This is a genomic window from Acinetobacter sp. GFQ9D191M (genome assembly GCF_011174875.1).
Classification (GTDB): Bacteria; Pseudomonadota; Gammaproteobacteria; order Pseudomonadales; family Moraxellaceae; genus Acinetobacter.
This window is the reverse complement of record NZ_JAALGV010000039.1, coordinates 1-21509: the sequence shown is the minus strand read 5'-3', so window position 1 is coordinate 21509 and position 21509 is coordinate 1. Positions and strand designations below refer to the sequence as shown.

Annotated in this window: 23 protein-coding genes; 5 read left to right on the top strand and 18 right to left on the bottom strand. The window is 42.4% G+C overall.

Features of this window, described 5'->3' with window-relative positions; translation table 11 throughout:
- Positions 1 to 52: 52 nt before the first annotated feature.
- From G5T77_RS07360 to tsaD, 3 genes are all read right to left on the bottom strand, one after another.
- Positions 53 to 1096 carry a hypothetical protein gene (locus G5T77_RS07360; protein WP_166138404.1) on the bottom strand — a complete coding sequence of 348 codons (1044 nt, stop codon included), beginning with the start codon at positions 1094 to 1096 and terminating at the stop codon, positions 53 to 55.
- 529 nt (positions 1097 to 1625) lie between these two features.
- Entirely contained in the window at positions 1626 to 2564 is a 939-nt protein-coding gene (locus G5T77_RS07355; protein WP_166138407.1) for a sensor domain-containing diguanylate cyclase, read from the bottom strand.
- A 209-nt stretch (positions 2565 to 2773) separates the two neighbouring features.
- A complete protein-coding gene (tsaD, locus tag G5T77_RS07350; RefSeq protein WP_004782431.1) occupies positions 2774 to 3790 on the bottom strand; it encodes a tRNA (adenosine(37)-N6)-threonylcarbamoyltransferase complex transferase subunit TsaD in 1017 nt (338 codons plus the stop codon).
- Positions 3791 to 3936: 146 nt separating this feature from the next.
- Here tsaD and rpsU point away from each other — a divergent pair, with 146 nt between their 5' ends.
- Both rpsU and G5T77_RS07340 read left to right on the top strand, forming a co-directional pair.
- A complete protein-coding gene (gene rpsU, locus G5T77_RS07345; RefSeq protein WP_001136722.1) occupies positions 3937 to 4152 on the top strand; it encodes a 30S ribosomal protein S21 in 216 nt (71 codons plus the stop codon).
- A 33-nt stretch (positions 4153 to 4185) separates the two neighbouring features.
- Positions 4186 to 4632, top strand: a complete 447-nt coding sequence (locus G5T77_RS07340) for a GatB/YqeY domain-containing protein (protein ID WP_004782432.1) — start codon at positions 4186 to 4188, stop codon at positions 4630 to 4632.
- A gap of 80 nt (positions 4633 to 4712) precedes the next feature.
- Here G5T77_RS07340 and G5T77_RS07335 read toward each other — a convergent pair whose 3' ends face one another.
- The 13 genes from G5T77_RS07335 to G5T77_RS07275 form a co-directional block, all read right to left on the bottom strand.
- Positions 4713 to 5072, bottom strand: a complete 360-nt coding sequence (locus tag G5T77_RS07335; RefSeq protein WP_166138410.1) for a hypothetical protein — start codon at positions 5070 to 5072, stop codon at positions 4713 to 4715.
- 101 nt (positions 5073 to 5173) lie between these two features.
- On the bottom strand, positions 5174 to 6616 hold the full coding sequence (locus G5T77_RS07330) for a M48 family metalloprotease (RefSeq protein ID WP_171521883.1): 1443 nt from the start codon (positions 6614 to 6616) through the stop codon (positions 5174 to 5176).
- An 85-nt stretch (positions 6617 to 6701) separates the two neighbouring features.
- Entirely contained in the window at positions 6702 to 7682 is a 981-nt protein-coding gene (locus G5T77_RS07325) for a D-glycerate dehydrogenase (RefSeq protein ID WP_004782439.1), read from the bottom strand.
- Between the two features lie 22 nt (positions 7683 to 7704).
- Entirely contained in the window at positions 7705 to 8352 is a 648-nt protein-coding gene (locus G5T77_RS07320; RefSeq protein WP_166138416.1) for a hypothetical protein, read from the bottom strand.
- Positions 8353 to 8561: 209 nt separating this feature from the next.
- Complete coding sequence (locus tag G5T77_RS07315; RefSeq protein WP_171521882.1) at positions 8562 to 10451, bottom strand: M48 family metalloprotease; 1890 nt, start codon at positions 10449 to 10451, stop codon at positions 8562 to 8564.
- 91 nt (positions 10452 to 10542) lie between these two features.
- Positions 10543 to 12078 (bottom strand): amidophosphoribosyltransferase, encoded by a 1536-nt coding sequence (purF, locus tag G5T77_RS07310; RefSeq protein WP_004782444.1) that lies wholly within the window; start codon positions 12076 to 12078, stop codon positions 10543 to 10545.
- 24 nt (positions 12079 to 12102) lie between these two features.
- The gene (locus G5T77_RS07305) at positions 12103 to 12684 is read right to left on the bottom strand and encodes a CvpA family protein (protein ID WP_005235088.1); all 582 of its coding nucleotides are present in this window, start codon (positions 12682 to 12684) and stop codon (positions 12103 to 12105) included.
- 5 nt (positions 12685 to 12689) lie between these two features.
- Positions 12690 to 13691, bottom strand: coding sequence for a quinone-dependent dihydroorotate dehydrogenase (locus tag G5T77_RS07300; RefSeq protein WP_005235085.1), 1002 nt, complete (start codon positions 13689 to 13691; stop codon positions 12690 to 12692).
- A gap of 90 nt (positions 13692 to 13781) precedes the next feature.
- Complete coding sequence (gene gspM, locus G5T77_RS07295; protein WP_004782448.1) at positions 13782 to 14261, bottom strand: type II secretion system protein GspM; 480 nt, start codon at positions 14259 to 14261, stop codon at positions 13782 to 13784.
- On the bottom strand, positions 14261 to 15403 hold the full coding sequence (gene gspL / locus G5T77_RS07290; protein ID WP_166138419.1) for a type II secretion system protein GspL: 1143 nt from the start codon (positions 15401 to 15403) through the stop codon (positions 14261 to 14263). The genes gspM and gspL overlap by 1 nt, the downstream gene beginning before the upstream one ends.
- A gap of 29 nt (positions 15404 to 15432) precedes the next feature.
- Positions 15433 to 15888, bottom strand: coding sequence for a phosphohistidine phosphatase SixA (gene sixA, locus G5T77_RS07285; RefSeq protein WP_166138422.1), 456 nt, complete (start codon positions 15886 to 15888; stop codon positions 15433 to 15435).
- 73 nt (positions 15889 to 15961) lie between these two features.
- The gene (locus G5T77_RS07280) at positions 15962 to 17035 is read right to left on the bottom strand and encodes an NAD(P)H-dependent glycerol-3-phosphate dehydrogenase (RefSeq protein WP_034704062.1); all 1074 of its coding nucleotides are present in this window, start codon (positions 17033 to 17035) and stop codon (positions 15962 to 15964) included.
- 33 nt (positions 17036 to 17068) lie between these two features.
- A complete protein-coding gene (locus G5T77_RS07275) occupies positions 17069 to 17647 on the bottom strand; it encodes a nitroreductase family protein (RefSeq protein ID WP_034169994.1) in 579 nt (192 codons plus the stop codon).
- 265 nt (positions 17648 to 17912) lie between these two features.
- On the opposite strand from G5T77_RS07275, the gene G5T77_RS07270 reads away from it, so the two are divergent.
- Positions 17913 to 18290, top strand: a complete 378-nt coding sequence (locus G5T77_RS07270) for a hypothetical protein (RefSeq protein ID WP_171505595.1) — start codon at positions 17913 to 17915, stop codon at positions 18288 to 18290.
- A gap of 60 nt (positions 18291 to 18350) precedes the next feature.
- Here G5T77_RS07270 and rhlB read toward each other — a convergent pair whose 3' ends face one another.
- Together rhlB and G5T77_RS07260 are read right to left on the bottom strand one after the other, a co-directional pair.
- The gene (gene rhlB / locus G5T77_RS07265) at positions 18351 to 19502 is read right to left on the bottom strand and encodes an ATP-dependent RNA helicase RhlB (RefSeq protein ID WP_004782458.1); all 1152 of its coding nucleotides are present in this window, start codon (positions 19500 to 19502) and stop codon (positions 18351 to 18353) included.
- Between the two features lie 96 nt (positions 19503 to 19598).
- On the bottom strand, positions 19599 to 19814 hold the full coding sequence (locus tag G5T77_RS07260) for a cold-shock protein (RefSeq protein ID WP_004782461.1): 216 nt from the start codon (positions 19812 to 19814) through the stop codon (positions 19599 to 19601).
- A 381-nt stretch (positions 19815 to 20195) separates the two neighbouring features.
- Here G5T77_RS07260 and G5T77_RS07255 point away from each other — a divergent pair, with 381 nt between their 5' ends.
- Positions 20196 to 20429, top strand: coding sequence for a sulfurtransferase TusA family protein (locus G5T77_RS07255; protein ID WP_180070270.1), 234 nt, complete (start codon positions 20196 to 20198; stop codon positions 20427 to 20429).
- A 141-nt stretch (positions 20430 to 20570) separates the two neighbouring features.
- The gene (gene rpoH, locus G5T77_RS07250; RefSeq protein WP_004782464.1) at positions 20571 to 21440 is read left to right on the top strand and encodes an RNA polymerase sigma factor RpoH; all 870 of its coding nucleotides are present in this window, start codon (positions 20571 to 20573) and stop codon (positions 21438 to 21440) included.
- Positions 21441 to 21509 lie beyond the last annotated feature (69 nt).

Genomic DNA, 21509 nt, shown 5'->3' with positions numbered 1-21509 from the left:
CTTAACTGACTGGCATTACTCCATGATGGAGCTTTTTTTATAAGGTTAGTTCTTATTTTTTATTGCCAATAATCGTAGACCACAGTAGGTCATCCAGCTCACTGCCATTGAAATAGACAGTTGCATTTAAGGATTCAGGCTGATTCTGTTTGACCTCAATCACCTGATCATAACTATCAGTAATTTTAAGCACACCCTCTTTTGGCAGATGCTTATAATTATTCAACACCGTTTCGTCCATCTTGAACGGTGTAGTCGTATTAAAATCAAAACTATAACGGTAATCCGCCAGATTGGGTTGACCAATAATGCTGCCGCTGCTGGTTAAGGTACGAATACCATTACTGCCACTACCATAGTCATCTACAAGGCTATAGTTGTAATTACGCACCAGTAAGTATTCCTTGCTCAGCTCATCATACTCAGCGCCAGATTTACCCGCATTCTTGTCTTCCGCTACACGCTGAAATTCCAGACGGTCAATTTTATAGCTTTCCAATGCACCTAGATTGTTTTTGCTTTTGGTATGAACAATCGTACCTGAAATCAGATAGTCATCTTTTAGATTAAAATCAACATTGGAACCATAACGTACATTGCTAAAGGTCAAGGTCGTAGTATGACCATTGACTGTCTGGGTAATGGTTGAATCTTTGCGATAGGTTTTATCCAGAACAATACAGTTATTTTTATCTGTTTTTAATTTAAAGGTTTTCACCGCACCATTGGTATTCACCTCCGAACAGATCAGATTTGGATACTTGATGCTATTCACACCCAGATTATAAATCTTGATAATACGGCCCGTGCGTCCATAAGGATAATCCGCAAACACCTCACCAATCATATGACCTAACGCAACGTTATAGTCCGTATCATTACTGGTGCTATTGTTAATTTTGTCGCGGATTTTCTCGATGATATCGCGATCCTCAAAAGGAATAAATTCTTCTGAAAGTTCAGGAGAAATACTCGCCTCTGGAACATTTGGTGGTGTAGTCACTGTAGGGTTATCTGAACTACCTCCACTGCCACCACATGCGGTAAGCAAGCCTGAAACCAAAACCAGCCCAAAGAATGATATCTGCTTTTTCATAAAATTTTATTCCCTAGAATTTCTTTGCATTTTTATTCAATGAGAATGAAAGATGGGCGTATTAAAACTGCACAATACAAACCCACTACCTGTCGATGATATTTTTTCTGGACAGTATTTCTTACACTCTGATCGTGCTTTATCTTTTAATAAACTAAGGATTAACTCTGTAATTTTAATTTATATTTCATACAACAATGCTCATTAAAAAATAAGATGTTACTTCTAGAGCAAGGTCTTATTAGTTCTCATAACTAACTCTTAGAAACCAACCCAAATAACACATATTTTCTTTACAACAATACTTATAAAATTTGTAACCGTTAGGTTAAAAAGTCGAAAAGTTATCTTTTGAATTGCCGGGTTTAAAGAAGAACTTAGGTTGCTTCTAGACAATTAAAATTTGAATAAAACCTAAAAATAAGAATAAAAGGAAATTAATTACTTCTATTTATTGTAGAAAAAACTTGGCAGCTCATGGCTGAACATTCTCAGACACCTCCTTAAAAATATTAAAAATCAAAAATATTTAAATAGACTTTTTCCAGCGCTTGTACTCAAACATATTTTTGTCTGCTTGCCACTGTGCTTCAACCAGGCCAGTCGTTGGATGACGCATCGCCATACCAAATGCAGCTTCAATTTTTGCTTCTGCAAAGGCTTCAATTAAGCGATCGAGCAAACGCTCAGCTCCCGCTTTATCATTTTCTATGCTCAGGATTACGAATTCATCACCACCGATACGCGCCACAATATCATTGCTACGTACATTTTCCTGAAGGACTTGTGCAGTATGTTGAATTAATTGATCGCCTTCCTTGTGTCCCAGACTATCATTCACCTTTTTCAGGTCATTCAAGTCTATAAATAAGATCGCAGCAGGATGACCGTACTGTTTGCAACGTTCTTCTTCTGCCTGTAGCAGTTTCTCCCAGGCACGACGGTTATATAACCCAGTCAGTTCATCTTTACTGGCTTGTTGCTGTAGCAGTTCTTGCTGACGGATTTGCTCGTTCTGACGCAACTCAGCTTGTAAGATTGAGCTCAAAAGCTTGCTAAATAACTCGACCATCGCCAGATCCTGAATGATGGCATCTGACTTGGCTTCAGGATCAACTGCACATAATGTTCCAAATAGACTGCCATCTTCTTTAAAGAGTGGTTGACCAATATAAGATTTGATGCAGAAATGCTGGTTAATTGGCGCAGTCGCATATAAAGGAATTTCTTCAGAGCGAGGCGCGATTCTTGGTCCCTTGCCTGTGACCATATGACAGCAGAAAGAATTGGCCCATTCAAATACCTGACCTGGCTGGACAGCATAGCCATGATCTTCGCTTTGCAGCACAATCCAGTCATTGTCTTCTACCCGGGTGATCATCCATAAATTAAAGCCAAAATGCTGATGCAGATATTTTAAAACTGCCTGTCCCGCATCCTGAAAACCTTTAAAACTGATATTATCCATCCGAAATAGTCTCTGCATCATTCCGCATATAATAGAGTGGGATTTCTATATTATTAAACTATTTTACGGTATCAATAAGAAAATACTTACTGTGGTAGAGTTAAAATAATTAATTTATTAATATTATTTGTTGAATATTTCTACTCCACAAAAGCAATCTAATAAAAAAAGAGGCTTAAGGCCCCTTTTCTTCATCCTGAATCTTTAAATCAAGCTTCTGCCGGATTCGTCAATTCTGTCATTGGCCAACGTGGAGTTGTGGTCACAGCCAAACCATCTTGCTGTCCGGCTTTTAGACGTTGATAACCCGCAAAGGCAATCATCGCACCATTATCGGTACACAGCGCAGGTTCTGCATAGTACACGGTGGCTTTGATTTTCGCCAAGTCTGCTTCCAGGCGTTCACGTAAACGCTTGTTGGCACTTACACCACCAGCAATCACCAGACGTTTTAAGCCAGTCTGTTTCAATGCCTTCACTGATTTTTTAACAAGTGTATCGACAATGGCTTCCTGGAAGCTCGCAGCGATATCTGCATCACGTCTTTCTTCACCGAGTTTCTTCATTTGAACAGAAACTGCAGTTTTTAAACCACTGAATGAAAACTCCAGACCTTGATGCAGCATTGGACGTGGGAAAGCAAAGGCATTCGGGTCGCCCTGCTCAGCCAGTCTGGAAATATTAGGGCCGCCCGGATATGGCAAACCCATCATTTTCGCAACTTTGTCAAATGCTTCACCCGCCGCATCATCAATCGACTCACCGAGTAATTCATACTGCCCAATACCATAAGCGGCCATGAGCTGTGAATGCCCACCAGACACCAGTAATGCCACAAATGGAAATTCCGGTGGCGTTTTAGAAAGTAATGGCGCCAGCATATGACCTTCCATATGGTGCACACCAATTGCCGGTTTATTTAAGGCAAAGGCCAAAGTCCGACCAAACAGTGCGCCCGTCATTAACGCGCCCATCAGGCCCGGACCACGGGTATAAGCCACCGCATCAATTTCTGATTTTTTGATGCCACTTTGTTCAAGCAGTTCATTCAATAAGGGAATGAGTTTACGCACATGGTCGCGCGAAGCCAGTTCTGGTACGACGCCGCCATATTCAGCATGCAGTTTAATCTGGCTGTACAGCACCTGTCCGCGCAAACCCAACTCGCTGTCATACAGCGCAAGTCCTGTTTCATCACACGACGTTTCCAAGCCTAAAACGATCATTAAACTGCCTATAACCTGTATCAAATCTATTGCAGCAACTATTATAGACTTGTGATATGAGATGTAAATGAGTAAAATACTGACCTTCACTTGTGATCGAGGGCAATTCGGCCCTGATCTTATCCATAACTTAATGAGGATTCTTCATGCCACAAGTTAAATTGAAAGAAGGCGAACCAGTAGACGTAGCTATCCGTCGTTTCAAACGTTCATGCGAAAAAGCGGGTGTTCTTGCTGACGTTCGTAAACGTGAATTCTACGAAAAACCAACTCAAGAACGTAAACGTAAAAAAGCTGCTGCTGTTAAACGCTACCAAAAGAAATTGGCGCGTGAATCAGTACGTACTACTCGCCTTTACTAAGATTAATTTGTGATTGACTGCTTGGAATAAATAATGACTACTTTAAAAAACCAGATTACTGACGTATTGAAAGCCACCATGCGTGCCAAAGATATGTCAAAGTTGACGGTCATTCGTAGTCTGCAAGCAGCAATTAAGCAAATCGAAGTCGATGAGCGTAAAGAACTTGACGATGCTCAAGTTCTTGCGGTCATTGAAAAGCAAATTAAACAACGTAAAGAATCGATCAAAGCCTTTGAAGGCGCTGGTCGAGATGATTTAGCTAGTAAGGAACAAGCCGAAGTTGAGGTTCTCTCTCAATTTCTACCAGAAGCTATGACTGAGGAAGAACTTGATTCCCTGATTGCGCAAATAATTGAAGCGCAACAAGCTACTAGCATGAAAGATATGGGTAAGGTGATGAATTCTCTGCGTCCGCTCATAGCCGGGCGCGCCGATCCTGCACAAGTTTCAGCAAAAATTAAAGCAAAACTTGCTTAATTCCCCCATTATATTTCAAATCTAAATCTGCGTTGAACTGCCTCCATTCCGGACAGTTCTCAGCATTTTCTTATTTATTCTTACTGTAAATTACAATCCACATTATAACGTTTCAGCAACTGCATCTCTTTTGAAGATTTTACCTGCAGTATGACATCCTGCTTGCCTACATTTTGATACTGACGATCCAGATAAGCCCGGTTCTGGTCTGCCGCTTTATATAAACGATCCACATAGCACTGCACAATCGCGCAAAACTGCTGATTCTGCGATGCGCTAAAACCCTGCTGCTGTGGATTTAAACCTTTTAAAAACTGGCGTGATTCTTTTTGATAATCAGCATTAATCTGCTCAACGGACTGTACGTATTCTGCTGCACTAGCCGCCAATACATTACCGCCGTACCCCAATATCAATAAACCCAATAATATTTTTTTCATAAAATAATTAAAATAGACAACTTAGCTTTGCCCGGATTGTAGCGTGATTTAGTGAACTTCGGCTATATCTACTGAAGCTAAAAATCATTAGAAAAATAGACTTAAATTTTAAACTGTCGCGTTTGCTGCATCTGTTTTAAACGCTGGCCAATCGTTGCCGATAAAGACTGATTGCCTTTGCTGATGCGTTGAGCATGTATTAAGGACTTAATCGCAGTTTCTTCATAGCCTGACCAGTACTCCACTTCAGCCCGATAACGCAAGACATTCGCGGCTTTTATCGATGAATCAGGTGCTGCATTCGCTGCCAGTTGCATTAATCTCCAGCCACTAACATCACGGGTATTGCTATTTAAAAAGCGCTGCACAATCGTTCTGGCCTGATCAGGCTGTTTAGCACGAATCAGGGTTTCAGCATATTTATAATTTAAAGCACGGTTTTCCGGCATGATCCGTGCGGCTGAACTAATGCTTTTTAGCGCATTATCCAGCTGATTTTGTCCCAGATAAATATCAGTTTGAAATAACACCTGCAAAGGATGCATGTTATTGTGCTTTTTGGCTTGATCCAGTGCGACTTGTGCCGCCTGAAAGTCTCCCTGCTGAAGCTGATAAGCCGTTAAAGCCAGCTGGCCAGGAAAATCATTACGTTGCACCATTAAGTTGAGCTGTTGTTCAGTGGTCTGACGTGATAGCACCCGCGTATACCATTTAATGATTTCAAAATCCTGATCATTTAAATTACGCTTAACCGCAGGCAACTGATTGGCGCGCAAACGCGCTTCACTCATACGCTCAGTAGTTAAAGGATGCGTCAGCCAGAAATCTGGCATAAAGCTTAAACGGCTAGTGGAACGATGCATCACTTCAAAGAAATCCGCCATACTGTGCGGACTATAGCCGGCAGCATACATATATTGCATCCCGATCCGGTCCGCCTCACGTTCCTGATTACGGCTATAAGTCAATTGCTGATCCAGTAGTGCTGCTTGAGAACCCATCATCACTGCTGCACCTGCATCACCATCTGCCTGTGAAGCGACTAATGCCCCCACCAGAATCCCTGCTAAGGCTAATAACCCTTGTCCTTTAAAGGTTTCTTGCGAACGACTGTAATGACGTTGTGTGACATGTGCAATTTCATGTGCCATCACCCCTGCCACTTCATCCGTATTTCGAGCAGAATTAATCAAACCCGCATTTAGGGCAAATAACCCACCGGGTACTGCAAAAGCATTAATTTGCGGATCATTGATTAGCATTAAACCAATCGGTTGCTGTAATTTGGTCTGACTGAGAATGTGGGAAAATACGGAAAGCAACTGATCTTCAAGCCATGGATTCTGAATCACAGGCATTTGTTTCTGGACTTGACGATAGACCTTTTCGCCGATCATTTGTTCTTTTTGCTGATCGATCAATCCGACGCCCGCACCAATATCCGGTACAGAAAATTGTGCAGCAGGCTGATTAAAATAATTATTATCACTATGTCCTGCCGTTGCACACAGACCTAACCCGCACGCCAATACCAAACGTTTCAATGAAAAATCTCTAAAATTCAGTTTCAACCTGTCTCGAATATAGCATCGAAAAATGAGCATTGATGCAGGAAAATGTTATTTAATATTACTTAGATGAACCAATCACTTGAGGATTCACCACATAGCGTGGCACCCGCCCTTCAAGTACATCAACCAGATTCTGATAAGCCAGCTCAGCCATTTTTCGACGTGTCGCCACTGTGGCCGAACCGACATGGGGCAAGGTAATGACATTATCCAGTTCAAATAATTCTGATTCTTTTAAAGGCTCTTTCTCATAAACATCCAGACCCGCAGCAAAGATTTGGTTGGCTTTTAAAGCTTCGATCAAAGCCTGCTCATCAATCACAGGCCCACGGGAGATATTTACCAGCACCGCATGTGGCTGCATCTGTGCCAGTTGTTCTGCCCCAATCAGTGCTTTTGACTCAGCATTTAAATCCACGGTAACCACCACGAAATCTGAGCGCTGCAAAAGCTCATTCAGAGAACAATACTGTGCACTGAGCCCTTGAGCCAATTCCGGTTTTTCATGGCGATTATGGTACAAGATATTCATATTGAAACCGTAAAATCCACGGCGTGCAACTGCTGCCCCAATATGCCCTAGCCCGATTATCCCCAGCGTTTTTCCGAAAATATCCATACCAAACTGTGCTTCACGTGTCGTGCGGTGCCATTGTCCCTGTTTGGTCCAGTGATCCAGATAAGCCACTTTGCGTGCAGCTGCCATTAACAGTGTGAATCCCAGATCTGCCGTGGTTTCAGTCAAGACATGTGGAGTATTGGTCAGATAGATATTTTTTTCATTCAGATAATCAACTTCATAGTTGTCATACCCTACACTGACACTAGAAATGATTTTAAGTCGGGTTGCTGGTGCCAGATTATCGCGATTGAGCAGTCGGCCTGCCCCAATCATGCCATCGGCATCGCGCACATGTTCCAGCAACTGTTCATGCACATTGCCCAGTTTCGGCTGTAAAGTTACTACATTAAAATTTTGTTCGAGTTTTTTCTGGACATCCTGATCGATCTGGCTAAATACAATCACTTTTTGTTTCATATGTCCCTATTCCACATCAATATTATTCTGAGTTCTCTGGCCTGTTTTGCATAAACTGCCATAAGCGTTTTTTAAGTATGGGCTGATCCAGCATTTCCTGTAAAGATGCCAGTTGAATCATTTTATTATGTGTCACATGCGGAATAGAGCCAAGGGAAATGATATTTTTTTCCAGGCTCATCATGTCCAGAAAACCCTGAATATAAGATTCAACACCCCGGCCATCTTGCAGATTCACCCAAGGAAAGGGCCAGTTCAGTTCATAAAATTCACTTTGCAGAGCACGCTGGATATTGCTCCATAAATGCTGGGTTTGCTCGGTCATTTCTGTGGCATCGATGACAATCGTGCAATGTTCCAAGCTTAAAGCCTGCAAGTTGAATGGCGGAATATGCAGAATTTCCCGCTGTTCCTGAATTGATGCAACAATTACTGGTACTTCACTTTTAACTTCAGCTTTTGCTTCAACTGTAACAGGCTCAGGCGCAATTAAAGGAGCTTTTTCTACCGGAGCAATCTGAGTCGGTTGTGGCAGGATGATTTCGCTATGTAATTCTGCTGGGGCCTGATCACGCCAGATCGAAACCTGATGCTGCTGACATACGTCGCCCTTGGGAATCCAGATATCGATTCCTAATGTTGCCAGTATGTCACGCTGATGCCCAATCATCTTTTCTTCATCACCTATTTCAGATTGAACATTTTAACGGGATTCGCTTTTCTTTGCCGAACTATTTCCAGCTTTTCACTCTCTATCTTGAGTCATTTTAACTCAAAATAGAAATCAGTTTATAAGATTACTTTTTTTCTACTGCAAGTTTGTTTATAGATCAGTTCTGGAAAGACTGGACTTAAATACATCTTATTAATTTAAAAATACTAGATAATCATCAAGCTGTTTTTCTTAAGCATTTGCTGGGTAATTTCATTGGATTCAAAGCCCAAGCGCCAGTATAAAAGCTCCATCACATCCAGCTCATCCTGAGTCATGATCCGGTCGCTCCAGAGGCAAACTTCTGCAATTCCTAACATGCTCAGACGATCACGTAATAACAATCCGGCAATATCATTTAAAATCTCGGCCAAATCAATCGGCTCATCTGAGATTTCACTATACAGCTCAAGTTCTCGCGGGCTAAGAATACGATTTAAAATCTTTTCCCGAACCTCCAGCTGATTATCGCTATTAATCTGCTGCACATGCAGCAAGGCATCAATCAGACGTACAATCTGTGGTTTGACCTCATCTAAAGACGTTGGCGTATGCATCGGCAGCAAATTCAGTTCATACTTCACCCGCTCTAGCAATAAGGCATCCAGCAAACCGATTTCACCATCTTCCTGAATAATCCTTGCCAGCTTCATTAAAAACTGCCGTGCCACCGTGGTTGGCATTCCACCAATATTTTTACAGGCTTGCTGGAAAATCGAGATATGTACCCGTCCATCCAGATTTAATAATGAATCAATAATCGCACGACTGACTTCTGCCTCGGTCGGAATAAATTCACGATATTGCCGGATCATCAAAATTGCGACCATCACCTCACGTGAACCCGTCGAAGTTTGCAAAGCACGTTCAATCAGCTCTGGACGCGGCATATTGGCACGTAGTTCAGGATTCAATGGCTTGATGGCATCTTTGATCGCAAAACTGATCGGAGACAAACGCAACAAAGGCAAAGGCTGTGGGGATTCCCAGACTGCTGTGCTTTCAGGCACGACATCTTCGAGTGAACGAAACAAACTAAACAAAGGCTGGTTTTTTAATTTCTTCAGATTTTCGAGCTGCAAATCCTGAATCAAAGCAGGATTTAATTCATAAATACGCTGATTAATATTCGGATGAATATTCAACCAGTTCTGTGGACTTAAAGAATTGGCAAAACACATATGCGAAATGGATTCGGCATATTCACTATAAATCTGTGAGCCTGAATGATGCACATGAATGCGCAATAAAGTCTGAATATTGGCATCATTCTGAATCAGGCGTCGGGTTTTCTGATCATTTTTATAGGTACGTCCGCCCAATGAAATATATTTAATAAAACGCGTGATCAAAATACCCAAGCTGCCAATCAACCAGATGACTGCTCCGATTGAGACATAGAAGGTTTCAAACTTGTTTTCGCGAGGTACATCATTTCGATAAAACCCCAACTTCGCAATCTTGCTGCCCCATTGGCTAAAAGTGGTCAGACTGCTATATAGAATTTTCAGGCGGGTATTTTCAGCTGTTTCACCAGATAGAATCTTGTTAAATTCATGGCTAAGCAAGCCATAAAGTTCAATTTCATCTAGAGTCTGTAATGCACCCCAAGTCAGAATAATAGCAGTATCACGTGGACTAAAACCCGCTGTTAATGCATTGACCCCCACTTCATTCGGCAGGACATACATAGCTGGCGGTTCAATCAGGAACGTATCTGCCAGTTGAGTATTGATCCGTAGTGCAACACTTTCTTCCGGAATACTTTCCATCTGGTTCAGTCGACGCGCGCCCATTTGCTGGGCTAAAGAATAGCCGCCGGCACGGAATGTATAAAACTCATAGATGACCGAAATAATCATCAAAAATAAAACTAGCGCAACCAGATAAGGACTAAGAACATGCCACCATATGGACTGGCCAGGATCAGCATAGAAAACAAACAGGCCAACCACTGTATTGATAATCAGAACTGTTAATAGTATCGCAATCAGACAAAAGCTGGCTAGCAATAGCATATTCTTGTTTTTGACCAAAGCATATCCTACGCTTTTCAATCTACCACCCTAACTGATCTGGTCTTTCCTTGGGCTCATCATAAAACAAAAAAGCGGGAAATTCCCGCTTTTTCATCATGATTTTAATTGCTTAGACTTCCCGTACACCGGTCAGATCAACTGATGCTGCATCAATATTCACATCAATAAAATTGTCGCCTTTTTTGGCGCCATCACTGCGTTTTTGCTCTAATTGATCGAGGTATTCAGCATTGATTCCACCTGCGACATACACACCATCAAATACAGAACAGTCAAATTCACGCAAATGAGGAACTTTTTTGGTACGTACTGCATCTTTCAGGTCTTCCAGATCCTGGAAAATCAGACGGTCAGCACCAATAATTTCACGGATTTCTTCTACACTACGTTCAGAAGCGATTAGTTCAGATTTCGCCGGCATATCAATACCGTATACGTTTGGATATTTCACCATAGGTGCCGCAGAAGCGAAGAATACTTTTTTCGCACCCGCATCACGTGCCATCTGAATAATTTCATTACAAGTCGTGCCACGCACAATCGAGTCATCGACCAGTAGAACGTTTTTGCCCTGGAACTCGAGCTCAACCGGGTTCAGTTTTTGACGTACTGATTTTTTACGCAGTTGCTGACCTGGCATGATGAAGGTACGGCCGATATAACGGTTTTTCATGAAACCTTCACGGAATTTCACGCCTAGCATATTAGCCAGTTCAAGTGCAGAAGTACGTGAAGTATCCGGAATTGGAATCACCACGTCGATGTCGTGCTCATCGCCCCACTCGCGCAGAATTTTTTGTGCCAGCTTCTCACCCATTTTCAGACGGGCTTTATACACAGAGATCCCATCAATGGTTGCATCTGGACGGGCAAAGTACACATATTCAAAAATACATGGACGGTATTCTGGATTTGCTGCACATTGCTGGGTAAAGAAATTACCGTCAGAATCAATGAAAACCGCTTCACCCGGTTCGATATCGCGTTCAACTTTGAAGCCTAGTGCCGTAATCGCTACAGATTCAGAAGCAATGATATATTCCATACCATTTTCTGTTTCGCGCGAACCATAAATTAATGGACGGATACCGTTTGGATCACGGAAGCCTACCAGACCTTGACCAGTAATCATCGCAACAACAGCATAACCACCTTTGCAACGTTCATGTACACGCGTCACAGCCTGGAAAATATCTTCAGATGTTGGTACCAGCTTGCCACGTTTTTGTAATTCGTGCGCCAGTACGTTTAGTAGCACTTCTGAATCTGAATCAGTATTCATGTGACGCAGGTCAGTTTTGAACAGGTCATCATGAATTTCTTCAGCATTGGTCAGGTTACCATTATGCGCCAGTGTAATCCCATAAGGTGAGTTTACGTAGAATGGTTGCGCTTCGGCACTGCTTGAAGTACCCGCCGTTGGGTAACGCACATGACCAATACCATAATTACCCTGTAAAGCACGCATATGACGGGTATGGAATACATCACGGACCATACCGACATCTTTACGCAGGAACAGGCGGCCTTCCTGACAAGTCACAATCCCAGCTGCATCTTGTCCACGATGTTGTAACATCGTTAATGCATCAAACAACATTTGGTTAACAGGTGATTTACCAGCTATACCAACTACTCCACACATAGCAACCTCGCAGACAAGCTAGGATTAATAAAAAGGATTATTCGTTGACGCATCTGAACTCTTGGCCTTGGATGCCGGTTCAGATGAGGAATCTGAAGGTTTCTGTGCCCCTTCAGACTTGATATGTTGCAGGGCGCCATTTGCAGCTTCTTTGGAGAGCTCTGTTGCCCAAGGCGCATATGGCAATAAGACCTGTATAAATTTGGACTGCTTCCAGTGCGGCGAACTTTCCACCCAAGGGCCAATCCCCTGCATGGTAATCAGGACAATCAGCAAACCTTTCAGGCTGCCGAAAACACCCCCCGCAAGACGATTCAGCGGACCAAGTTTCAGGGTTTTTAAAATGCGGTTGAGCAGAAAGGTGACAATCCAGGTGAGTACCACAATCATCAGAACGATAAAGGCAAAGGCTGCAATCTTCTGTACCACTGGATCTGTACTGAGAGCAACCATTGAGGGCGCAAGTAGTGTTGAATATTTCGCCGCAATAATCAAGGCAAAAATCCATCCCACTAAGTTCGCAAAGGCTTTAATAAATCCTTGGCGCAAACCGTTGAGCCCTCCAATGAGCAAGATAATCAGTAGAAAGATATCAATGGCATTCATAGGATTTAAAGCGCGGCTACACAGTCTTTAACCAGTTCCGGCCCAGTATATATGAGGCCACTATAGACTTGTACAAGGCTTGCACCAGCTTTTTTCTTGGCCAGCGCATCCGCACCTGAAAGAATACCACCCACACCAATCAATGGAATTTGTCCCTTTAATTCCTCTGCAAATGCAGCCAGACATGCCGTGCTTTTCTCAAAGACTGGCGCGCCTGATAAACCGCCCGCTTCTTCTGCATGCTCCAGACCTTCCACACCTTCACGTGACAATGTGGTATTGGTCACGATCAGACCATCAATCTTGTATTGCAATAACTGCTTGGCAATAAAGGCAATATCTTCAGCTTCAAGATCCGGTGCAACTTTTAATACCAGAGGAACGTAATGCTGATGTTCCTGAGCCAGTTCCAGCTGACGATTCTTCAGCGTTTCCAGCAATTCAGTCAGTGCATCGCCACTTTGTAAACTGCGCAGGTTCTTGGTATTTGGAGAAGAAATATTAACGGTGATATAGGAAGCATAATTATAGACTTTTTCTAAACAAATAAGGTAATCATCTACTGCTTTTTCTACCGGAGTATCAGCGTTTTTACCGATATTGATTCCCAGTACACCTTTAAATTTTGCAGCTTTAACGTTTTCAATCAGTTTGTCCACACCATCATTATTAAAACCCATACGGTTAATAATCGCTTTGGCTTTCGGAAGACGGAATAAACGTGGATGAGGATTACCAGGTTGCGGGCGTGGAGTAATGGTACCAATTTCAATAAAACCAAAGCCTTGACTGGCCAAGGCATCAATATAGGCACCATTTTTATCTAACCCTGCTGCAAGACCGACCGGATTAGGAAATTCGATTCCCATACAGGTCACAGGTTTCACAGCAACATTTTGACGCATCATGCCCATTTTATGGGATGATTTTAATAGTGATAGTGTCAGCTCATGTGCACGCTCTGGTGCTAAAGAAAACAACAAAGGGCGGGCTAGAGAATACAACATATCTAGAAAAGTCTACTGCTTTTTAAGTCGGCATATTATAGGCATAGGCTGACAAAAAAACCATGCTTTGCAAATCTTTATTTTTACCAGTTATTGCACAGTCGCTGTTAATTTAATCTGCCCTGCTTCATTATTTAGTTCCATTTTCTCGATACTTAGCCCCATTTGTGCCAACTGTGTCAGGAAGTTGGCCAGCACAGAATAATTTTCATGAGACAGCATCAACTGAATTTTTCCATCCATTTGCTGTGATGCGACCGACAGCCCTTGTTGCTGAGCAATACGCTGCACTTTTTCTGCTGCATCTAATTGCAAGTCTCCTGCCGGCTTCATAGTAACAGCATTGCTTTGCATCCAGACCAGCGTATCTTTTAGATCATTTAAACGTTTCTGCTGGGTATCTGCTGCCTGATGCATTGCCCAGAGTGCACTCGCAACAGCGGTCACCAGCACAAAGATTGTGGTAAAGATTACCAGAATGCGTTCACGTGCTGACAAACGATCCAGATAATCGGTCAGTTTTTCAATTTGCAGATCCATGCGGTTCTGTAAGGTTTCAATAGCTTTCATTATTGTATTTTCACCAGTCCTACGGCGCCTGTTCCATTCGCCTGTATATTCCCCAATTCTACTTTAAAGCCCTGCTGCCCCAGTTGCTTGGTCAAAGTATTTAAACTTTCAGATGAATTGGACTGTAACTGCAGACTCAATCCAGACGGATCATAATTGACACGCTGTGCCACAATCTGGTTTTGCATCAACACCGGCCCGACTCGGCTAATGAGCTGCAAAGCCTGAGTATCCGCAGTCTGACTTTGACGAAGCTGGGCTTCAAACTGACTTTTAATATTCTGCTCAGTGACCGGATAATTTTGTCCGAACCAATATTTAAACTGGTCAATCGCCTGCATCGCAGTGGTATTGGCGACTTTTTTATATTGATACCAGCGCACCGCATCATAAGTAAACTGTAGTACTAAAATCCCAAGAAAAACCGCCGCACAGGCTTTCCAGTAACCGGAAACAGTATGATCCGATTTACCCTTTGGCAGGATATTAAATGGATGCTGTTTCGGTTTTTTTAGCATTGGCAACGTATATTGGAACGAGTTTAATTGTTCACGTGTTGCTACCGCTTCTAAACTGCTCATTTGTTCAGGGCTGAGATTGCTGACCTGATATTCCAGATCTTTAGACTGAAAATCCAGATAAAGGCTCAGATCATCCACTGACTGGCCGATATATTCAGCTTCACGTACCAGCAAATGCCCACCAATTTGTGCAATAACGCGCTGCTGCGCATGTTCAGGCACTGGCAAAACCAGAAAGTCTGGCAATAATGCAGCGAGTTTAACAGGAATCAAATTCAGGGCATGCTGCAAAGTTTCAACTGTAGAATTTGCAATCCCCAGAATACTGATCTGGTCAGGCTGCTGAAAATGATGCAGCACTTTCATGGTATCGACAGGCAGTACTACATATTCTTCTAACAGATATTTAATGCCATCATTGCCCATTTTTTTATATTGGCTCTTTGGCAAAGTCTGCTGCAAAATTTGCACATGACGACTGGGAAAAAAGACCGTCGCCTCTTCACCATGATAGGCCTGAATATCCTGAATCAGCTGCTCAAGTGTTGCAGCAGTGTTCCAGAACTCCCCCTTTGACCATTGCCAAACCCCATTGGCTTCCGGCATCCATAAATACAACATCGATTGTGTTCTACCGTTTTAATTGGTTTTTATACTGTTGGAATAAAGCTTTTAACTTGTGTTGATAAGCCTGGTGCAATCACGGCCTGATCATAAATACGTGCTTCTGATAAATGAAATGGATGAAAAGACTCAGTCACGAGAATGGAGGCAATATGCGCCACAACATTCATATGACAAACCACCGCAATGGACTCATACGGCAGTTGCGATAACCATTCAACTGCAACTTTAGCATCATCATCAGGCTTGATGGTATTACAGATCACAACGGGTACATCTTTAAAATAGTGCTGTAAATGCGCCAGAGTTTCCTGTGCACGCAATAAAGGACTGACCACAAATACTTCCGGTTTGATGATATCCTTTAAATACTGCGCTGTCTGTTCCGCCTGTTGATGCCCGCGCTCCGTTAGGGGACGTTTGCTATCATTCCCATTCACTGGTGGCGCGGCTTCGCCATGTCGCACTAAAGTCAGTTGCATCTTATTTCCCTATTTATTTGGTCGCTACGGTCATCAGTCAGCATTATAATCATCGCGCTTCCTGTGTTATAGATCAGACTTGATGATGTGGCAAGACAAATTCGACATCACTGCGATGACCATTTTTCATCAAGGATAAAGCGATCGTCAGCGGCGGCGCTCCTTCAAAGATCACTTCATACAAGGCAGTTGTAATCGGCATATACACATCCAGCTCTTCTGAACGCGCTTTTACCTGCACAATGGTGTTGATCCCTTCCGCAGTTTGACCCAGTTCAGTCGTCGCCTGCTCTAGGGTTTTACCCTTACCTAATGCATAACCAACCTGATAGTTACGACTCAGCGGACTGTTACAAGTGGCAAATAGATCACCTACACCTGAAAGCCCAAGGAAAGTCAGCGGGTTTGCACCCAGCTTGACTGCAAACCGACTCATTTCCGCTAGAGCACGGGTCAGAATCATACTCTTGGTATTCTCACCAACATTATAGGCAGCCGCCATCCCCATCGCGACCGCATAAATATTTTTCAGCGCACCGCCCAGTTCTACGCCATGTACATCATCACTGGCAAAAACACGGAATAATGCACTATGGAGTGCCTGTTGCACTGCATAACGTACCAGTTCAGATTCACTGGCAATCACCGTACCTGCCGGCTGACCTGCGACAATTTCTTTGGCCAGGTTTGGACCAGACAGCACACCATAAGGCACTTCCGGTAGTTCTTCACGAATGATGTCACTCATAAAGCTGAAGGTATTGGCCTCAATCCCTTTTGTCAGGGAAATCACGGCTTGAGATGTGATAAAAGGCTTGATCTGCTGCAACACATCACGAAAAGAATGGCTTGGAATTGCGACTAGAATAATATCGCGATCACGAACAGCCTTCTCCAGATCGGACACAGCAAGCAGATTTTCTTCCAGCTTAAAATCCGGTAGATAGCGTTTATTGATATGTGTTGCATTAATATCTTCAGCTACTTCCGGATCACGAATCCAGATCATGGTATCGCAGCCATTTCGAACCGCGGTATTGGCCATTGCAGTACCAAAACTACCACCGCCTAAAACTGTAATTCTTAAAGCCGTATTCTGGTTGACCACTACCGGTTCAATCAAATCGGTAAAATTTAATTCTGACATCTTGTTTTCTAATATCCTGTGTCTTGAAATGCCTTAGTTTTGATTCCAATAACTTACATAATTCTGGGTCTGGATTTCAGCACGTGGTGCAATCGCTTTTGCCGCCGTACCGATATAGATAATGCCAGAAACCAGATCATCCTTACCAATGCCGAGCGACTGCTTGAAAAATTTTGATTCTACTACTGCGCCACTACGCCACATAGTTGAAAAACCTTGAGCCTGCAAAGACAGCAAGAAGTTTTGAATAGCGGCACCTGAACTCAAAATCTGCTCAAAATGTGGCACTTTCGGATGATCCTGCAAACGGGTTAATGCCAGTACCAGCAAAGGTGCACGAAAAGGATGATTCTTAACCCGTTCAATCTGAGCTGATTCAGTTTGACCCAGATCTATCAGTGCTTGCGATAACAGTTCACCAAATGCTTCACGTTGCGCATCCGGGATGATCACAAAAGTGGTAGGTTTTAACCGGTGATGATCCGGTGCTGTCAAAGCAGCTTTAAATGCCATTTCTAACTGTTCTGCATTCGGCGCAGGTGCCAGCAAATGTCCTATTGATTGACGTTGGTGAATATTTTGATGAACGATGTCGACCACAGATTCCGTCATTGCTTTATAGATCTATAACTTAAAAACTACGGTCAAGATTAGCATATTCCACTAGTAATACTCTAGAAACTTGCAAATACCTCTACCTTGAAAATATTTAAGGAAGATTACAATATTTTCTATGGAATCAATAAAAGGTCTCTTTCATTCACTTTTCTCTCATAGAGCAACATCAAAAATTGCCAAACTTATACAACAGCTCCTAATTCTGTGCTTTTTACTGTGTTTCAATATTCCCAGTTCTGTTTTCAAGCGAGATTTTATGATGAAAAAAACAATTGCGATCAGCGGATTAGCAGCTTCAGCTCTACTTTTAACTGCCTGTGCATCTAACCCGACTTCAGTGGCGGTTCAAAAGGAAAATAATCAGTTTGAAGTAACAGGATTAGGTAAAAACCAGTTAACCTCTAAAAATAATGCAGTGAATGCCGCCAGCAAAACCTGTGGCTCCAAAGCAACTGCGATTATTCTGGATGAAAAAACTTCTTATAATGGTGCACTAAAAGGTGTAGTCGATGAACAGACCGGACAAATGATTCAGGCTGCTGCGACTGTATTAGGCAATATTGCCGGCACCAACACCGGATTGAACCAGAATGATGATTATCAGACTGTTTTAACGTTCCGCTGTGAAGCAAAATAAGCTTCAACATGTGCAGTAATAAAAAACCGCTCTTTAAGAGCGGTTTTTTTGCAGTTTAGATTAGCAATAGCCTTCCAAACGGGTCAGCGGTAATTTTTGTCCAATCGCTTTTTCAATCTCTGGCAAATAGAACGCATCATCTTCCGCCAGGAAACTGATACTTACACCACGCGTTCCCGCACGACCAGTACGACCAATACGGTGTACGTAATCATCGGACTGTTCAGGTAAAGTGAAGTTAATCACATGAGATACGCCATCCACATGAATACCACGACCGGCAACGTCTGTCGCAATCATGATGTTATGTTTACCATTTTTGAACTGGTCTAACATTTTTAAGCGTTTGTCTTGGGCAATTTCACCTGACAGCATTACCACCTTATAACCATCACGTTTTAAATGATCATATAGCTTACGTACCTGATCACGACGGTTAGCGAAAATCATGACCTTTTCAATCGGCTCATCACGCAGAATGTCTTGCAGCAGTTTGTATTTATCTGCCTTCGCGACCATATAAACACGTTGTTCAACGTCGGCATTGGTTTTCTTTTCCGGCTCAATTTCAACAGTCACCGGTTCAAATAACCATTGCTGTGCCAGATTCAAGACATCATAGCTAAAGGTTGCAGAGAACATCAGTGTCTGACGCTGCTCTTTGCGTGGCGAGAAACGCACAATACGTTTTACTGATGGAATAAAACCCATATCCAGTAGACGGTCAGCTTCATCAATCACCAGGAATTCAATCTGGTCTAGCCAGACTTCTTTTTGCTCGACAAAATCAATCAGACGCCCTGGAGTAGCAACCATGATATCCACTGGCGCTTTATCCAATTGAGCTTTCTGCTTGTCAAAATCTACACCACCTAGAAGTGTTACCACACTCAGGTCAGTAAACTTGGTCAGCTCATGTGCATCGCTTTCAATCTGTAATGCCAGCTCACGAGTCGGTGCCAAAATCAGAGCACGCGGTTCACCACGATAACGCTGTTCTTTTACCGGATTATTCAGCAAGTCATTAATCACGCTAATCAGGAATGCGGCTGTTTTACCCGTACCCGTTTGTGCACGACCAATAGCATCATGTCCTGCCAAGGTGAATTTTAAAACCTTCTGCTGAATCGGCGTCATCGAAGTAAAGCCTAAAGCATCAATTGCCTTTTTCAGTTGGGGATGTAAATTTAAGGTTTCAAAACCAGATGACATAAAGCGCTGCTCTAATTTGATAATCACTAAGATGGAATAGTATAAACAAAAAACGCCCCAATTTATATTGGGGCGTTTATTAGCTTAATCCGAAGATTAGTCTAATGGTTGAACTTCTTCAGCTTGGAAGCCTTTTTGGCCTTTAACTACACTGAATTCAACACGTTGGCCGTCACGAAGTGAACGGTGGCCTTCGCCTTGGATTGCACGGAAATGAACGAATACGTCATCACCGCCGTTGCGTTGAATAAAGCCGAAGCCTTTAGTGTCGTTGAACCATTTAACTACGCCTTGTTCACGAGCAGCTGTCATAAGTTAATCCTCATTGATACTAAAAAAAGGACCACCCGGTGTTGCAAACAGCAGAGCAAACAAGTTTGAAAATATTATTTTTAAGCTTGTAATCATTCTGTAAAACTATTAACAAAATCCCGGTTACATCCATTGTGTATAGGGCGAAAAACAATCAATTTGTTTATCTGAAATCCTAAATACGCAACGAGCTTAACATGGGTTTATGACAATTAATAGATATTTTTTAGCTTTGTTCCTTTTGATTTAGTTATTTTTTTCACAATATATATCAGAAAAATTATATATATTATTTCATGTAACTTTTTAGCTAAATAGTTGGGTTTTGGCATCCTATTTGCTAATATTTATAGCCTTTTTTGCGATATGAATAAAACGGAAATGAGTGATAACCACGGTCAAGCGCATATTATTGATGCCATGGGTAAACCCTGTCCGATGCCGCTCCTGATGTTAAAGCGTGCATTAAAAGCAGATCAGGGCAAAACATTCTTGTTAAAGTCATCAGATCCATATAGTCAAACTGATGTTACACGGTATTGCCAAATGCATCAGTTAAAATGCGAATCTCAACAGATTTCTACGACCGAGTATCACTACCTGATTGAATCTTAAAAATTTTCAATTAAACTAGATGCTCTCCATACTCGTATAAAAGTTTACATTTCTCTACCCAAATATCCATTATTTGAGGAGAGTTTGGATTAAGATAAAACCTAGTTAAGGGTTAAATCCCCCGCACTTCAAGGAGAACACATGAGTGACAGCCGCAATCAATTGATGCCCCTGTCATTATCGGCGCCAGGTGTCAATCTTGGTGCTTATATTAGCACTGTCAATCAAATTCCTATTTTGACGGCCGAACAAGAAAAAGAGTTGGCCGAACGCTATTACTACGACCAGGACCTGGACGCAGCAAAAATGCTGGTCATGTCTCATTTGCGTTTCGTGGTACATATTGCACGTAGTTATGCAGGTTATGGCCTGCCTCAAGGTGACCTGATTCAGGAAGGCAACCTTGGCTTGATGAAAGCCGTTAAACGTTTTGACCCTAGTATGGGCGTACGTCTGGTGTCATTTGCGGTGCACTGGATCAAAGCTGAAATTCATGAATATGTAATTCGTAACTGGCGTATTGTCAAAATTGCGACCACTAAAGCGCAGCGTAAACTGTTCTTCAATTTACGTAGCTTGAAAAAGTCTTCTAAAAAGTTAACGCTTGAAGAAGCTCAGTCGATTGCCAATGACCTGAATGTAACACCAGAACAGGTACTGGAAATGGAAGGCCGATTGACGGCTTATGATGCAGCATTTGAAGCATCAGGTGACGATGATGACGAAAATTCAACTCACGTTGCTCCAGCATTATATCTGGAAGACAACCGTTATGACCCGGCACGTCTGATTGAAAATGAAGACTATGAGGAACAAAGCACCTCTGCCCTGCATGAAGCGATGGAACAGTTAGATGACCGTTCCCGTAATATCTTGCAGCGTCGCTGGCTGGATGATGAAAAATCAACCTTGCATGAACTGGCAGCTGAATATAATGTTTCCGCCGAACGTATCCGTCAGCTTGAAAAGAATGCAATGGAAAAAATCAAAGTGGCAATGTCTTCAAACTGATGTATTGAATTAATATGCTACCAATCCTAAGAAAAAGCCTTCATATATGAATAATGCCAGTCAGTTAAG

Excerpts from the sequence above, each read along its gene's own strand:
- gspM (WP_004782448.1), bottom strand. The coding sequence starts at position 14,261 with ATGAAAGCTATTGAAACCTTACAGAACCGCATGGATCTGCAAATTGAA.
- G5T77_RS07340 (WP_004782432.1), top strand. The coding sequence starts at position 4,186 with ATGACTACTTTAAAAAACCAGATTACTGACGTATTGAAAGCCACCATG.
- sixA (WP_166138422.1), bottom strand. The coding sequence starts at position 15,888 with ATGCAACTGACTTTAGTGCGACATGGCGAAGCCGCGCCACCAGTGAAT.
- gspL (WP_166138419.1), bottom strand. The coding sequence starts at position 15,403 with ATGTTGTATTTATGGATGCCGGAAGCCAATGGGGTTTGGCAATGGTCA.
- tsaD (WP_004782431.1), bottom strand. The coding sequence starts at position 3,790 with ATGATCGTTTTAGGCTTGGAAACGTCGTGTGATGAAACAGGACTTGCG.
- G5T77_RS07355 (WP_166138407.1), bottom strand. The coding sequence starts at position 2,564 with ATGGATAATATCAGTTTTAAAGGTTTTCAGGATGCGGGACAGGCAGTT.
- rhlB (WP_004782458.1), bottom strand. The coding sequence starts at position 19,502 with ATGTCATCTGGTTTTGAAACCTTAAATTTACATCCCCAACTGAAAAAG.
- G5T77_RS07270 (WP_171505595.1), top strand. The coding sequence starts at position 17,913 with ATGAAAAAAACAATTGCGATCAGCGGATTAGCAGCTTCAGCTCTACTT.
- G5T77_RS07360 (WP_166138404.1), bottom strand. The coding sequence starts at position 1,096 with ATGAAAAAGCAGATATCATTCTTTGGGCTGGTTTTGGTTTCAGGCTTG.
- G5T77_RS07260 (WP_004782461.1), bottom strand. The coding sequence starts at position 19,814 with ATGACAGCTGCTCGTGAACAAGGCGTAGTTAAATGGTTCAACGACACT.
- G5T77_RS07300 (WP_005235085.1), bottom strand. The coding sequence starts at position 13,691 with ATGTTGTATTCTCTAGCCCGCCCTTTGTTGTTTTCTTTAGCACCAGAG.
- purF (WP_004782444.1), bottom strand. The coding sequence starts at position 12,078 with ATGTGTGGAGTAGTTGGTATAGCTGGTAAATCACCTGTTAACCAAATG.
- rpoH (WP_004782464.1), top strand. The coding sequence starts at position 20,571 with ATGAGTGACAGCCGCAATCAATTGATGCCCCTGTCATTATCGGCGCCA.
- G5T77_RS07305 (WP_005235088.1), bottom strand. The coding sequence starts at position 12,684 with ATGAATGCCATTGATATCTTTCTACTGATTATCTTGCTCATTGGAGGG.
- G5T77_RS07280 (WP_034704062.1), bottom strand. The coding sequence starts at position 17,035 with ATGTCAGAATTAAATTTTACCGATTTGATTGAACCGGTAGTGGTCAAC.
- G5T77_RS07320 (WP_166138416.1), bottom strand. The coding sequence starts at position 8,352 with ATGATTGGGCATCAGCGTGACATACTGGCAACATTAGGAATCGATATC.
- G5T77_RS07275 (WP_034169994.1), bottom strand. The coding sequence starts at position 17,647 with ATGACGGAATCTGTGGTCGACATCGTTCATCAAAATATTCACCAACGT.
- rpsU (WP_001136722.1), top strand. The coding sequence starts at position 3,937 with ATGCCACAAGTTAAATTGAAAGAAGGCGAACCAGTAGACGTAGCTATC.
- G5T77_RS07335 (WP_166138410.1), bottom strand. The coding sequence starts at position 5,072 with ATGAAAAAAATATTATTGGGTTTATTGATATTGGGGTACGGCGGTAAT.
- G5T77_RS07325 (WP_004782439.1), bottom strand. The coding sequence starts at position 7,682 with ATGAAACAAAAAGTGATTGTATTTAGCCAGATCGATCAGGATGTCCAG.
- G5T77_RS07255 (WP_180070270.1), top strand. The coding sequence starts at position 20,196 with ATGAGTGATAACCACGGTCAAGCGCATATTATTGATGCCATGGGTAAA.